The organism is Niallia circulans (genome assembly GCF_007273535.1).
GTDB lineage: Bacteria > Bacillota > Bacilli > Bacillales > Cytobacillaceae > Niallia > Niallia circulans_B.
In genome coordinates this window covers 3,559,718-3,574,366 of sequence record NZ_RIBP01000004.1, presented here as the reverse complement: position 1 = coordinate 3,574,366, position 14,649 = coordinate 3,559,718, and the positions used below count along the sequence as shown (strand labels likewise).

General features: G+C 40.2%; 12 protein-coding genes. 11 read left to right on the top strand and 1 reads right to left on the bottom strand.

The features are described from left to right. Positions 1-26: 26 nt before the first annotated feature. Positions 27-1,733 (bottom strand): Rqc2 family fibronectin-binding protein, encoded by a 1,707-nt coding sequence (locus CEQ21_RS25790; protein WP_185767002.1) that lies wholly within the window; start codon positions 1,731-1,733, stop codon positions 27-29. A gap of 290 nt (positions 1,734-2,023) precedes the next feature. On the opposite strand from CEQ21_RS25790, the gene CEQ21_RS25785 reads away from it, so the two are divergent. From CEQ21_RS25785 to rlmN, 11 genes are all read left to right on the top strand, one after another. Then, positions 2,024-4,702 carry a calcium-translocating P-type ATPase, SERCA-type gene (locus tag CEQ21_RS25785; protein ID WP_185767001.1) on the top strand — a complete coding sequence of 893 codons (2,679 nt, stop codon included), beginning with the start codon at positions 2,024-2,026 and terminating at the stop codon, positions 4,700-4,702. A gap of 143 nt (positions 4,703-4,845) precedes the next feature. Next, on the top strand, positions 4,846-5,721 hold the full coding sequence (locus tag CEQ21_RS25780) for a YicC/YloC family endoribonuclease (protein ID WP_185767000.1): 876 nt from the start codon (positions 4,846-4,848) through the stop codon (positions 5,719-5,721). Positions 5,722-5,780: 59 nt separating this feature from the next. Continuing rightward, on the top strand, positions 5,781-6,044 hold the full coding sequence (remA, locus tag CEQ21_RS25775) for an extracellular matrix/biofilm regulator RemA (protein WP_101576563.1): 264 nt from the start codon (positions 5,781-5,783) through the stop codon (positions 6,042-6,044). A gap of 9 nt (positions 6,045-6,053) precedes the next feature. Further along, a complete protein-coding gene (gene gmk / locus CEQ21_RS25770; RefSeq protein ID WP_185766999.1) occupies positions 6,054-6,668 on the top strand; it encodes a guanylate kinase in 615 nt (204 codons plus the stop codon). A gap of 2 nt (positions 6,669-6,670) precedes the next feature. After that, entirely contained in the window at positions 6,671-6,883 is a 213-nt protein-coding gene (gene rpoZ, locus CEQ21_RS25765) for a DNA-directed RNA polymerase subunit omega (protein WP_185766998.1), read from the top strand. 189 nt (positions 6,884-7,072) lie between these two features. Next, positions 7,073-8,278: a bifunctional phosphopantothenoylcysteine decarboxylase/phosphopantothenate--cysteine ligase CoaBC gene (gene coaBC, locus CEQ21_RS25760; protein WP_185766997.1), complete on the top strand. Its 1,206-nt coding sequence runs from the start codon at positions 7,073-7,075 to the stop codon at positions 8,276-8,278. Then, on the top strand, positions 8,275-10,689 hold the full coding sequence (gene priA / locus CEQ21_RS25755) for a primosomal protein N' (RefSeq protein ID WP_185766996.1): 2,415 nt from the start codon (positions 8,275-8,277) through the stop codon (positions 10,687-10,689). Before coaBC ends, priA begins: the two co-directional genes overlap by 4 nt. A gap of 87 nt (positions 10,690-10,776) precedes the next feature. After that, a complete protein-coding gene (gene def / locus CEQ21_RS25750) occupies positions 10,777-11,262 on the top strand; it encodes a peptide deformylase (RefSeq protein WP_185766995.1) in 486 nt (161 codons plus the stop codon). Continuing rightward, on the top strand, positions 11,259-12,215 hold the full coding sequence (gene fmt / locus CEQ21_RS25745) for a methionyl-tRNA formyltransferase (RefSeq protein ID WP_185766994.1): 957 nt from the start codon (positions 11,259-11,261) through the stop codon (positions 12,213-12,215). The genes def and fmt overlap by 4 nt, the downstream gene beginning before the upstream one ends. Beyond that, positions 12,205-13,557, top strand: a complete 1,353-nt coding sequence (rsmB, locus tag CEQ21_RS25740) for a 16S rRNA (cytosine(967)-C(5))-methyltransferase RsmB (RefSeq protein ID WP_185766993.1) — start codon at positions 12,205-12,207, stop codon at positions 13,555-13,557. The genes fmt and rsmB overlap by 11 nt, the downstream gene beginning before the upstream one ends. Beyond that, the gene (gene rlmN / locus CEQ21_RS25735; protein WP_185766992.1) at positions 13,558-14,649 is read left to right on the top strand and encodes a dual-specificity RNA methyltransferase RlmN; all 1,092 of its coding nucleotides are present in this window, start codon (positions 13,558-13,560) and stop codon (positions 14,647-14,649) included. It abuts the gene before it with no gap.

Sequence of the window (14,649 nt, the reverse complement as noted above, 5' to 3'; positions counted from 1 at the left end):
TAATCCCATTCGTCGGGATTATGCTTTTACTTTTTTAAAGAAATGACTGTTTCTTCATCTGGTGTAACATATACAGTTTGCTGGTTATCGTAAATAACAAAGCCTGGCTTTGCCCCGCTCGGTTTTTTTACATGGCGGACGAGTGTAAAGTCTACTGGCACAGAACTAGACTGTCTAGCCTTACTGAAATAGGCCGCAAGCTTTGCTGCTTGAAGAATGGTTTCCTCTGCTGGATTTTTGCTGCGAATAACAACGTGACTACCGGGAATATCCTTCGTATGCAGCCAAATTTCATCTCTTGCCGCTACTTTATTAGTCAAATAATCATTTTGCTTGTTGTTTTTGCCAACTAATATTTCTGTGTCATCATAAGTATACTGGTCAAGAACAGGCTTCGCATTTTGTGATTTTTTGAGCTGTTTTTTCTGTCTTTCTCTTAAGTAGCCTTCCTCTATAAGCTCCTCGCGAATTTCTTGAATATCCTTAGGAGAAGCTGTCAAGATTTGGTGATACAATGCTTCAAAATACTCAAGCTCTGTTTCTGCAAGGTTAATTTGCTCCTTAATAATATCAACTGAGTTTTTTGCCTTTTGATAACGTGTGAAATATTTTTGGGCATTTTCAGACGGTGACAGTCTTGGATTTAACTCAATTTCCATACTGCTTCCTTCAGGGTCATAATAGTTAATGACCTCAAGCTTTTCCATCCCCTTTTTTGCCGCATATAAATTAGCAGTCAGCAGTTCGCCAAGGAGCTGATATTGATCTGCTGTTTCAGCTTCTGATAAGGTTCTTTCAAGCTTGCTTATTTTTTTGCTGTTTTTATCCCGTTCATTTTGAATGAAGCGTTCTAAATCATTGCTTTGCTGTTTAACCCGATCTCTTTCTGCCTTTCCGAAATAAAAGCGGTCGAGCATCTCGCTTAATGTAGGAAAGTTTTTTACCTCACCGCCGACATGCTCGATCGGAACGAAATAAAAGTATTCCTTATTCTCTGTGATCATGATGGCAGGAGCGTATTGTTCGTTTTTCACAGTCTTCATTGCTGCAGCAAAAGCAGCAGGCAATGTCGATCTGTTCGCCAACCCTGATTTATAGATTATTTCTTTAGAAAATAGTGGTGACAATCCAGAAAAATGCTGAACTAGCTGTTTATCCAGCTTCCCGCCATTAAAATCAATCGTTTTTAAAACATCCTCTTCTGTTGCCTCAAGCGGATTCATTTTTTCTTGTGCAGGCGGTGCGATATATTCGTACCCCGGCAATATCGCCCGATGGCTGTTAACGGCATAGGAAACATGCTTAATGCTATCCAAAATCGTGTTTTTCTCTTGATCCACTAAGATGACATTACTATGTCTTCCCATTACTTCAATGATCAGTTTTTTATAAGAAATATCACCGATTTCATTACGTCCTTTTACTTCAAGGACAATCATCCGTTCATTTTCAATCTGGTATATATTTTCAATAAAGTAACCTTCTAAATGCTTGCGAAGCAGCATACAGAACATTGGCGGTTCCTTTGGATTTTCGTAAGTTTCTTGAGTAAGCTGGATTCTTGCATAACTTGGATGGACAGAAAGGAGCAGCTTCTGATTTTTGCCGTTCGCCCGAACAATCAAGACAATTTCATTAGAAAAAGGCTGCTGTACCTTATTTATCCTCCCACCTTTAAGATTTGCAGAGATTTCCGAAGCCATTGCTCTAGTAAATAAACCATCAAATGACATAATAAACATTCCTTTTCTTTACGAATAAAAACATAAGTTCTTCTATTAATGTACATTAATTTTCTACTAATATAAAGCGTCAACTATATATTGCAAGAATTAAGGAGTAAATGTGCTTAACAAACCCTTGGATGCTTTTCTAATATTAATAGCATTATTTCACATTCAAGTGAATATGATTTCTGTATAGTGGTGTGGGACAACTATGCTGTAGATGTTCTGCGACTATAATTCTTCGCCTTTTTAAGTGGCGAGCCTGATTTTTTAAAAAAGGGGGAAGTGAGGGCCGGATGAACTATCATGAAATGAATGAGAGGCAAGTGGAAGAAGCATTGAATACTGATTTTTCGGCTGGATTGTCTGATGAAGATGTCGGCAAGCGCGTAAAGCAATTCGGATCAAACGAATTGGAGGAAGGAGAAAAGCAAAGTGCTTTGCTCTTGTTCTTTAACCAATTCAAGGATTTTATGGTTTTGGTGCTTTTGGCGGCAACATTGATTTCAGGGTTATTAGGCGAATATATCGATGCGATTGCAATAATTGCAATCATCATTCTCAATAGTTTTCTTGGGTTTTACCAGGAGAGAAGAGCGGAAAAATCACTGTCCGCATTGAAGGAGCTATCACAGCCGCAGGTTCAAGTCCTTCGTAACGGCACATGGGAGAAAGTCTTGTCAAAAGAGCTTGTACCAGGTGATGTTATTAAGTTTTCAAGCGGTGACAGAATCGGTGCGGATGTCCGGATTATTGAATCACGTAGCTTAGAGGTAGAAGAGTCAGCGTTAACAGGTGAATCTGTTCCTGTTCAAAAAATGACAGAGTCCATTATTAACCCAAATTTGACTTTGGGCGATATGGAGAACATGGGCTTTATGGGTACGATGGTTTCCAGAGGTAGCGGGATGGGTGTTGTCATTGCTACAGGAATGAAGACCGCTATGGGCCAAATTGCCGACCTTCTGCAAAATGCAGAATCACAAATAACCCCGCTGCAGCGCAGGCTTGAGCAGCTCGGGAAAATCCTGATTGTGACAGCATTGGCCTTGACTGTTCTCGTTGTAGGAATCGGTGTGCTTCAAGGTAATGATCTGTACACAATGGTGCTTGCTGGGGTGTCATTGGCTGTTGCAGCCATTCCAGAAGGACTACCAGCAATTGTAACAATTGCATTGAGCCTTGGCGTACAGAAAATGATCCGCAAAAATGCCGTTGTCCGTAAGCTTCCGGCAGTAGAGACACTTGGCTGTGCCTCTGTAATCTGCTCTGATAAGACAGGGACATTAACACAAAACAAGATGACTGTAACAAAGGTGTGGAGCAGTGGCCGAACATGGTCTGTAGACGGTACAGGCTATGAGCCGCAAGGGAAATATTATGAAAACGATCAAGCTATTGATCCTAAAAATGAAAAAGTATTACAGCAGCTCCTAACATTTGGCATGCTGTGCAATCATGCAGAAATCGAACAGAAATCAGGTGAATATGTTTTAAATGGTGATCCAACAGAAGGTGCGATGATTGTAGCCGGGATGAAGGCCGGGTTTACAAGAAGCAAATTGTTGAGCCAGTTTGAAATAGTAAATGAATTTCCGTTTGATTCTACAAGAAAAATGATGAGTGTCATCGTTAAAGATACTACAGGCAGACAGTTTGTTGTCACAAAAGGTGCGCCAGATGTCTTGATTGGACAAAGTAAAACAATCTTAATGGGGAATAGAGCAGAGAATATCGGCAGCAGAGAAAAAAATACGGTACAAGCTGCAATTGATGGACTTGCATCCCAAGCATTAAGAACGATTGCGATTGCCTATAAAGAAATTTCAGCCAATACAATCATCTTGCAGGAAAAGGAAGCAGAAAGCGAGCTTGTGTTCATCGGACTGCAAGGTATCATTGATCCTCCGCGTCCAGAAGTGAAACAAGCTGTTAGAGAGTGTAAGGAAGCTGGAATTAAGACGGTTATGATTACAGGTGACCATGTTATCACTGCCAAAGCAATCGCCAAGCAGCTTGGCATTGCTAACAACCAGTCAAAAGTCCTTGAAGGTAAAGAGCTTGCTAATATGAGTGTGCAAGAATTAGAGGATGTCGTTGATCATGTTTCTGTTTTTGCAAGGGTTTCACCAGAGCATAAGCTTAAAATTGTTCAGGCATTCCAAAACAGAGGCCATATTGTCGCAATGACAGGTGATGGTGTCAATGATGCACCAGCTATTAAAACAGCAGATATAGGAATTGCTATGGGGATAACAGGAACAGATGTTGCCAAAGAAGCTTCATCTCTTGTATTAATGGATGACAACTTCGCTTCCATTAAAGCAGCAATTATAGAAGGAAGAAATATTTATGAAAACATCCGTAAATTCATCAGGTATTTGCTCGCATCAAATGTAGGGGAAATTCTGGTTATGCTATTTGCGATGATTTTGGCGCTGCCATTGCCATTAGTTCCGATCCAAATACTTTGGGTCAACTTAGTGACAGATGGACTGCCAGCGATGGCTTTAGGTCTTGATAGACCGGAAGATAATGTGATGAAGCGTGATCCGCGCAGTCCGAATGAAGGTGTTTTTGCAAGAGGTCTGGGCTGGAAGGTCATTTCAAGAGGAATATTGATCGGGCTGTCAACAATTGCTGCCTTTATACTGGCATATAATGATAATCCAGATAATCTTGCTTATGCACAAACCGTAGCCTTTGCAACACTTGTACTAGCGCAGCTCATCCATGTATTTGACTGCCGCAGTGAAAAATCAATTTTGTCCCGCAATCCATTTGGAAACATGTACTTGGTTTGGGCTGTCCTGTCCTCCCTATTGTTAGTGCTTGTTGTTATTTATGTACCAGCACTGCAAGGCATTTTCCATACTGTTGCCATTCAGCCGAAGGATTGGCTGATGATATTAGGATTAGCCTCTGTTCCAACTTTTTTACTAGCAGGATCATTTTTGTTAAGTAAATCAAAATAAAATATGTTATAATCCAAAAGGTACTAGAGATAACTCTATGCCTTTTGTTTTTTTATGCGGATATCTCTAAAAATAGCAACGGATTACATGGCAGCTGTACTAACTTTAAAACTTATTGCCAATTAAATTGGATGTGTTAATATATGGTGAAAAGCATGACAGGCTATGGAGCAGGTTCACGAAAGGGTAATGGTATTTCCATTATTGCTGAAATGAAGACAGTCAATCATCGGTTTTGCGAACAGATTGTTCGAATGCCTAAGCAATATTTGACACTGGAAGATGCAGTGAAAAAGTTAATCTCGCAATATATACATAGAGGCAGGGCTGAGGTGTTCATTACGATTGTTGGCGATAAAGCCAAAAATCAAAAGATGGTGGTTGACTGGCAATTGCTTGATGAGTATTATCGGGTGCTTGAGGAAATGAGAGCAAGGTTCACAATTAAGGAACCGGTATCGGTAAGTGAGCTATTGGAAAACAAAGATTGCTTTCAACTAGTGGATGATCCTGTAAATGTGGAAGAGATTGAGTCGATGCTTCTAGAAGCCGTTAAGGAAGCAGCAATCCAGCTTGCAGCGATGAGAGAAGCAGAAGGCAGGGAATTAAAGACAAATATCCTTGCACTCCTGCAGAGCGTCCATCAAGTTACAGACAAGGTAAATCATCTTGCTCCAAAGGTGGCTGAGTCATATCGAGATAAATTAAAGGCGAAGCTTGAAAGCTATACTTCAGGACTCGTTGATGAAAGCAGATTGTTGACAGAGGTGGCGATATTCGCCGAAAAAGCCGATATTAATGAAGAATTGGTGCGCTTGTATAGCCATATCCATCAATTTGCTTCTATAATAGAAGAATCTGAACCTGTTGGCAGAAGACTTGATTTTCTTTTGCAGGAGATGAACAGGGAAGTTAATACCATTGGTTCAAAAGGCAATGCAGCAGATATAGCTTCGGCCGTAGTCGACCTGAAAAGCTCCTTGGAAAAAATGAAGGAGCAAGTTCAAAACATTGAATAAGGAACGTTTAGATTAAGTCTAACTCGTCAAAAATAATACAATATGATTGGGGTAGAGTAATGTCCATCAAGCTAATTAATATTGGTTTCGGTAATATTGTTTCTGCAAACCGGATCATTTCGATTGTCAGTCCTGAATCAGCTCCAATTAAACGCATTATTCAAGATGCTAGAGATCGAGGCTCACTTATTGATGCAACTTATGGTCGGAGAACAAGGGCTGTAATTGTAATGGATAGCGATCATGTTATCCTTTCAGCTGTTCAGCCTGAAACGGTTGCACATCGATTAAATGACCGTGATGAAATTTTGGATGAAGGGTAGGAGAAAGTTTTGGTAGATAAAGGACTTTTAATTGTTTTGTCAGGGCCTTCTGGTGTAGGTAAAGGAACGGTCCGCAAGGAGATATTTTCTCAAGAGAATACTTCTTTTGAATACTCTATTTCCATGACAACAAGGCTTCCCCGTACTGGTGAAGTAGATGGAACTGATTATTTCTTCAAGTCTAGAGAAGAATTTGAAGGATTAATCGAGCAGGGGAAACTGCTGGAGTACGCAGAATTCGTTGGCAACTATTATGGTACGCCAGTCGATTATGTGAGAGAGACTACAAATAATGGAAAAGATGTTTTCTTAGAAATTGAAGTGGAAGGCGCTAGGCAAGTAAGGGAAAAATTCCCTGATGGCCTGTTTATTTTCTTAAGCCCGCCAAGCTTGTCTGAGTTGAAGAACCGCATTGTGACAAGAGGCACAGAAACGGAAGAAATCATTAATAACCGTATGAATGTGGCAAGAGAAGAAATAGAAATGATGCATTTATATGACTATGTTGTCGAAAACGATACGGTTGAAAATGCATGCGAAAAAATCAAAGCTATCATTGTTGCAGAGCATTGCAGAAGAGAAAGAGTAGAGCCAAAATACAAAAAAATGCTGGAGGCTAATTAAACATGTTAAATCCATCTATTGATTCATTGTTGACAAAAATTGATTCTAAATATTCTTTAGTGTCTGTTGCGGCAAAAAGAGCAAGAAAGCTTCAGTTAAACGAAAAGCTTCAATTGGATAAGTATATTTCCCATAAAAACGTAGGAAAAGCATTAGAGGAAATCAATCAAGATCAGCTGACATACCGTGTAATCGATTCAGCGGATAATGAATAATATTTACTTGAAGGCTTAATTGGTTCACATACAAGAGTGAATATTTACAAGAGAAAAGACTGGATCTCAACAGATCGGTCTTTTTTCATGGGATGAATAAGCATTATTAATCTTAAGTTTCTCAAGGTGAAAATTCTTTTGTTTTCTTGCATAATAAGAGTACTAAAGAGAGAAAGAAGTGGATGCAAATTGTTAGAAGGGAAAAAGATTCTATTATGTGTGACAGGTGGAATTGCTGTTTATAAGATGTGTGCATTAACTAGCAAGCTGACCCAAAAAGGCGCTGATGTTAAGGTTATTATGTCTGAATCAGCTATGCAATTTGTCTCCCCGCTCACATTTAAGGCGCTGTCGAAGAACGAGGTATATACAGATACTTTTGATGAAAAGGATCCAAAAGTAATTGCACATATTGATCTTGCTGACTGGGCTGATTTAATTTTGGTGGGACCTGCGACTGCTAATATTATTGGGAAATTGGCGAACGGCATCGCAGATAATATGATTTCAACTACCTTGCTTGCGGCAACCGCTGATGTTTGGATTGCCCCGGCCATGAATGTGCATATGTATGACCATCCAGCTGTTCAAAAAAACATATCCGTATTATATGACTACGGGTACCGCTTCATTAATCCGGGAGAAGGCTATTTAGCATGTGGCTATGTTGGAAAAGGCAGACTAGAGGAGCCTGAAATAATCATCGAGCATATGGAAGCCCATTTCAGAGGAGAAAAGAAGCTGCTTGAAGGGAAAACAGTATTAGTGACAGCAGGACCGACAAGAGAGAAAATAGATCCTGTACGCTTTGTATCCAATCATTCTACAGGGAAAATGGGCTATAGTGTTGCAAAGCAAGCAGCCAAAATGGGAGCAAGAGTTATTCTTGTTACAGGTCCAACACATTTGACACCACCGAAAGAAGCGGAAGTATTCCGTGTGGAAAGTGCTGAGCAAATGTATGAAAAGGTAATGCAATTCAGCAGTGCTGCCGATATTATTGTGAAAACAGCAGCTGTGAGCGACTATAAGCCAGTTTTGACACATGAGCATAAAGTGAAAAAGACGGATGGAGCAGAAACAATTGCATTTACTAGAACAAAAGATATTTTGATGGAATTAGGCAAGCACAAGACAAAGCAAATTCTGGTTGGTTTTGCTGCTGAAACTAAAGATATTGATAAGTATGCGCAAGACAAGCTAAAACGAAAAAATGCCGATATGATTGTCGCTAACAATATCAGTGCTGACGGAGCAGGGTTTGGCACAGATACAAATATTGTGACAATCTTTAAACGCGATGGCAAAAAAGTAGAGCTGCCGCTTATGACGAAGGATGAAGTAGCAGAAAAAATCCTTGAGCAAGCTTATTTATTGAAGGAAAATGAGGTATGAGTGTTGCAAAGGTAATTGTGGACGTACCTGCAAAGCAAACGGACAGGCCATTCGACTACTTAATACCAGAGCATTTAGAAGAAGTCATTCAACCGGGAATGCGCGTTATTGTCCCGTTCGGACCGCGGAAGGTGCAAGGCTTTGTAGAATCTGTCGGGGCAACGTCATCTTTTAAATCTTTAAAAAAAGTCAGTGAACCGATGGATGTTGTACCTGTATTAAATGAAGAGCTGCTACTACTTGGAGATTGGCTTTCTAAAACGACATTATGCTATAAAATCTCTGCCTATCAAGCAATGCTGCCGCCTGCATTAAAGGCCAAATATGAACGAAAGCTTAAGCTTGTTAGCGAGAATGCTAACTTCATGCTGCCAGATGGGCTAAAGCAGCTTTTTGCTAGTGAGCGATCGGTACAATGGGATGAGGCGGTTAAGCTTGCTTCTATTCATACCATTCAAAAGCTGGTGAAAGATGGCGTTGTAGAAGTCCATTATGAAGTTCAATCAAAAGGGAAAAAGAAAAAAACAAAGCATATAATTCCGCTAATGAGTGCAAAGGAAATGCTGAGCTATGCTGAGTCACTGACCAAACAAGCAAGTAAGCAAAAACAGGTGATTGAGTATTTTGTCCATAACAGGGAACCGATTGAACAAAGGCAATTGCTTGAAAGCTTGAATATTTCAAGCTCTGCCATTAAAGGCCTTGTGGAAAGGCAGGTTCTTGCTGAAAAAAATCTTGAGATATACCGTGACCCATATGAACAGAGACAGTTTGCCAAAACAGAACCGCTGCCGTTGACAGGTGAACAATCTACAGCGATTGCTCCCATTCATGCAGCCATTAGAAATGAGAAGCATGAAGTTTTTCTACTATACGGCGTAACAGGTAGTGGTAAAACAGAGGTGTACCTGCAGTCCATCCAAAACGTGCTCGAAAAAGGCGAAGAAGCAATTGTTTTAGTTCCGGAAATTGCGTTAACTCCCCAAATGGTAAACAGGTTTAAAGGTCGCTTTGGAGATCAGGTAGCTGTCCTGCACAGTGGTTTATCTGTCGGAGAAAAATATGACGAATGGAGAAAAATTCAGCGCAAAGAAGTGAAGGTAGTAGTTGGTGCCAGATCGGCTATATTTGCTCCATTTGAAAATCTTGGAATCATCATCATTGATGAGGAGCACGAGATGACATATAAACAAGAGGAAAATCCAAGATATCATGCAAGAGATGCAGCCATTGAAAGAGGAAAAATTCATAACTGTCCGGTTGTCCTTGGAAGTGCAACACCTGCCCTTGAAAGCTTTGCAAGGGCGCATAAGGGAGTTTATACGTTATTGTCCCTTCCAAGCAGAATGAATAACAGACCATTGCCGGAAGTGGAAATCGTCGATATGCGAGATGAGCTTAAAGAAGGAAATCGCTCCATGTTCTCAAGAGTCCTCCTTGAAAAACTGAAGGATCGGATCGAGAAACAAGAGCAAACGGTGTTATTCTTGAATAAACGCGGACATTCTTCTTTTGTCATGTGTCGTGATTGTGGTTATGTGGTAAAATGTCCACATTGTGACATTAGCCTGACATACCATCGTTATAGCAACCAAATGAAATGCCATTACTGTGGATATGAGGACCAGACACCGCTGCAGTGTCCAGAATGCAATAGTGAGCATATCCGCTATTTCGGTACAGGAACGCAAAAGGTGGAGGAAGAGCTTACGAAAGTCCTTCCAGAAGCAAAAGTTATTCGCATGGATGTTGATACGACTAGCCGCAAGGGCTCACACGAAAAGCTGCTCAAAGAGTTTCAAGACGGAAACGCCGACATATTGCTTGGCACACAAATGATTGCAAAAGGGTTGGACTTCCCTAGAATCACTCTAGTTGGTGTGCTTTCAGCAGATACCATGCTTCATTTACCTGATTTCCGGTCATCTGAAAAAACATTTCAGCTTTTAACCCAAGTAAGCGGACGGGCTGGCAGGCATGAATTGACTGGTGAGGTGATTTTTCAGACATACACGCCAGAGCATTACAGCATTGAATTGGCAAGTCTGCAGGATTACGACCGTTTTTATCAAAGTGAGATGATGATAAGAAGAAACCACTCCTATCCTCCTTACTATTTTATAACTCTCATAACCGTCAGCCATGAGGAACTGATGAAGACAGTTGCTGTAACAGAGCAAATCACAAAGGTTGTAAGGCATAAGCTTTCTCCAAAAACGGTGGTTTTAGGACCAGTTGCTTCCCCTATTTCCAGAATAAAAAATAGATATCGGTACCAGTGTCTGATAAAATACAAACAGGAACCAAACTTAAAAGAAGTACTAAAGTCAATTTTAGACCATTATCAAGGTGAAATTAGTTCAAATGGTTTACAAATTTCGATTGATGTTAATCCTTATATACTAATGTAGCGTGAGTTTCCATTGAAAATCTTCTTTAAAGAGGAAGTTTATATAAAATATTATTAGTTATTGTTAACAATGTTTGGAGGAAATGCAGTGTCTGTAAGAAAAATAGTACTGTCACCAGATCCGGTTTTAGAACAACCATGCGAAGAAGTGACAGTTTTTGATAAGAAATTAGCGAAATTATTAGATGATATGTATGATACAATGATAGAATTTGACGGAGTTGGGCTTGCAGCACCACAAATCGGTATTAGCAAACGGATTGCGGTTGTTGATATTGATGATGGCTCTGGGACAATTGAGCTTATTAATCCTGTTTTATTATCAAACGCGGGAGAGCAGACAGGCCCAGAAGGGTGCTTGAGTTTTCCAGGACTTTTCGGGGAAGTAAGCAGACCATATACAGTTAAAGTTCAAGCACAAAACCGCAGAGGGAAAATGTTTACAATCGAAGCAGAGGATTTTATGGCAAGAGCAATCCTTCACGAGATGGATCATTTGGACGGGGTTTTGTTTACATCAAAAGTAACTCGTTATTTAGAAGAAGACGAACTTGAAGAGGTGGAGAGCCAATGACGAAAATAGTATTTATGGGAACACCTGATTTTTCTGTTCCAGTCTTGCAGCGAATATTAGAGGATGGCTACGAAGTTATTGCCGTTGTGACACAGCCAGACCGCCCTGTCGGAAGAAAAAAGGTGCTCACACCTCCACCTGTTAAAGTAGAAGCATTAAAGCACGGTATTCCAGTGTATCAGCCAGAGAAAATTCGCCAATCAGAGGAATTGGGTCAAATTATCGCCTTGCAGCCAGATTTAATCGTAACTGCTGCATTTGGTCAAATTCTGCCAAAGGAACTTCTTGATGCACCAAGGCTTGGCTGTATAAATGTTCATGCCTCCCTGCTGCCTGAGCTAAGAGGCGGTGCACCAATTCATTACAGCATCATTCAAGGCAAAGAAAAAACAGGCATTACAATTATGTATATGGCGGAAAAACTTGATGCAGGAGATATTCTGACAGTTGCTGAGGTAGTGATAGAGGAAGAGGATACTGTTGGTACATTGCACGATAAATTAAGCGAAATAGGCAGTGAGCTTCTGTCGCAAACATTGCCAAAGCTGATTGCTGGTGAGTTAACACCAATCCCTCAAGTTGATGAGGAGGCTACTTTTGCACCAAATATAAAAAGAGCAGACGAAAAAATCGACTGGTCGGCATCAGGTGAGCAAATTTATAACCAAATTCGCGGGATGAATCCATGGCCAGTAGCCTTTACAGAATATGAAAGCAAACCGATGAAAGTATGGAAAGCAAAAAAGGTGAACAGACAAGCTGAAGCAGCTCCAGGTACAATAATTAGCGTGGAGGAGGACGGCCCAGTTGTTGCAACGGGAAGCGGCTCATTCATTAAGATTACCGAGCTTCAGCCATCAGGTAAGAAAAAAATGACAGCTGATGTTTTCCTTAGAGGAGCAGGCTCGAAAATGGCTGTTAATGATATATTAGGAGTTGCAAATGAAAACTAAGAAGCAAAATGTCCGGGAAGCAGCGCTAGAAATTTTAGAAAGCATAAACAGCAACCAGGCATACAGTAATCTGCTGTTAAACAGCAGCATTAAAAAAAATGAAATCCCCCAGAAGGATATCGGCCTTCTGACAGAAATCGTTTATGGAACACTGCAGCGAAAAATGACATTGGACTTTTATTTAGATGGTTTCTTGACTAACAGGAAAAAAATCGAAAGCTGGGTCATTTCACTGTTGCAAATGACACTTTATCAACTTGTTTTCTTAGATCGAATTCCAGACCATGCTGCTATTAATGAGGCAGTCGAAATTGCTAAAAGGCGTGGCCATAAAGGGATAGCAGGCCTTGTTAATGGTGTATTACGCAACATTCAGCGGAATAAACTGCCTTCATTTGAAAGTATCAAAGATCCGGCAGAAAGACTGTCTGTTGAATTGAGCCATCCACTATGGCTTGTGAAGCGCTGGATTGACCAGCTTGGTTATGAAGAAACAAAAAAAATGTGTGAAATTAATTTAACAGCTCCCGTTCAAACAGCAAGGGTTAATACAACAAGAACCACTGTTGCTGAGTGTTTACAAAGACTAGAGCAGGAAGGTTATCAAGTCACAGCAAGTGATATTATTCCTGAAGGCATTCAAGGCCTAAAAGGGAATCTTGCTAATTCTGATTCTTTCAAAGAAGGCTTACTGACAATACAAGATGAAAGCTCAATGATTGTTGCATATGCCCTGAAAATTGACGGTAAAGAAACAGTCTTGGATGCCTGTGCTGCACCAGGAGGAAAATCAACACATATTGCCGAGAAATTAACGAATGGAGGCAATGTGTTATCTGTTGATTTGCATGAGCATAAAGTGAAGCTTATCCAGCAAAATGCGAATAGATTACAGCTTGATAATATCAGCACAAAAGCGATGGATAGTCGCCGTCTTCCAGAAGTGTTAGAGCCTGAGTCCTTCGATCGAATTCTGCTTGACGCTCCTTGCTCTGGATTTGGGGTAATGAGAAGGAAGCCTGATATTAAGTATGCGAAGAAAGAAGAGGATGTAAGTCGTCTTCACACAATTCAGCTGCAGCTGCTCGAATCATTATCGCCTTTGTTGAAAAAAGGCGGAACATTCGTTTACAGCACATGTACGGTTGATGCAAAGGAAAATGAAGCAGTAATAGAACAATTTTTAAAGAATAATGATCAGTTTGAAAAAGATACAACTTTAGTGGAGCGATTGCCTGAGTCTGTACAGAAGTATGCAAACGGGCATGAGCTCCAGGTATTACCACAATATTTTGGCTCTGATGGCTTTTATATTGCGGCATTAAGAAAGAAGGTGCAATAAATGGAACAAGTTAAATCAACTAGAAGAAAACAAGAAGCAGAACCAACAATCCCATCCATCTACTCTTTGCAATTGGACGAGTTAAAAGAATGGTTAAAAGATAACAATGAAAAAGCGTTTAGAGGAGAACAGATTTTTGAGTGGCTTTACAAAAAAAGGGTAACAACATTTGAAGATATGTCCAATCTGTCTAAAAATCTGCGTACGCTTTTAGAAGAAAACTTCACAATCACAACATTAAAAACGATTATCGAACAAACATCAAATGATGGAACAATTAAGTTCCTTTTCGAACTTCATGATGGATATTCGATTGAAACGGTTTTAATGAGACATGATTATGGCAATTCTGTATGTGTAACGACGCAAGTTGGCTGCCGTATCGGCTGTACTTTCTGTGCTTCTACCCTTGGTGGACTTAAAAGAAACCTAGAAGCAGGAGAAATTGTGGCACAGGTAGTAAAAGTACAACAAGCCCTTGATAAATTGGATGAGCGTGTTAGCTCTGTTGTAATTATGGGAATTGGTGAGCCATTTGATAATTTCAACAGTATGCTTAGCTTCTTGAAAATTATTAATCATGATAAGGCGCTTAACATTGGAGCTAGACATATTACTGTTTCAACGAGCGGTATTATTCCAAAGATTTATGAATTTGCAGACCAAAACATGCAAATAAACTTTGCCGTATCTCTACATGCGCCAAACACGGAGATAAGAAGCAGATTAATGCCGATTAACCGCGCATATAAGCTGCCTGAACTGATGGATGCCATCCGTTATTACATCAACAAAACAGGACGAAGAGTAAGTTTTGAATATGGTTTATTCGGAAATGTCAATGATCAGGTAGAACATGCGGAAGAATTGGCTAAACTTGTAAAAGGGGTTAAATGTCACGTAAACCTTATACCTGTTAACTATGTTCCAGAACGCGATTATGTACGTACACCTAGAGATCAAATCTTCCTATTTGAACAAACGTTAAAAGACCGCGGTGTTAATGTAACGATCCGCAGAGAACAAGGTTCTGACATTGATGCTGCTTGCGGCCAGCTTCGCGCGAAGGAGAGACAAGAAGAGACGAGGTGA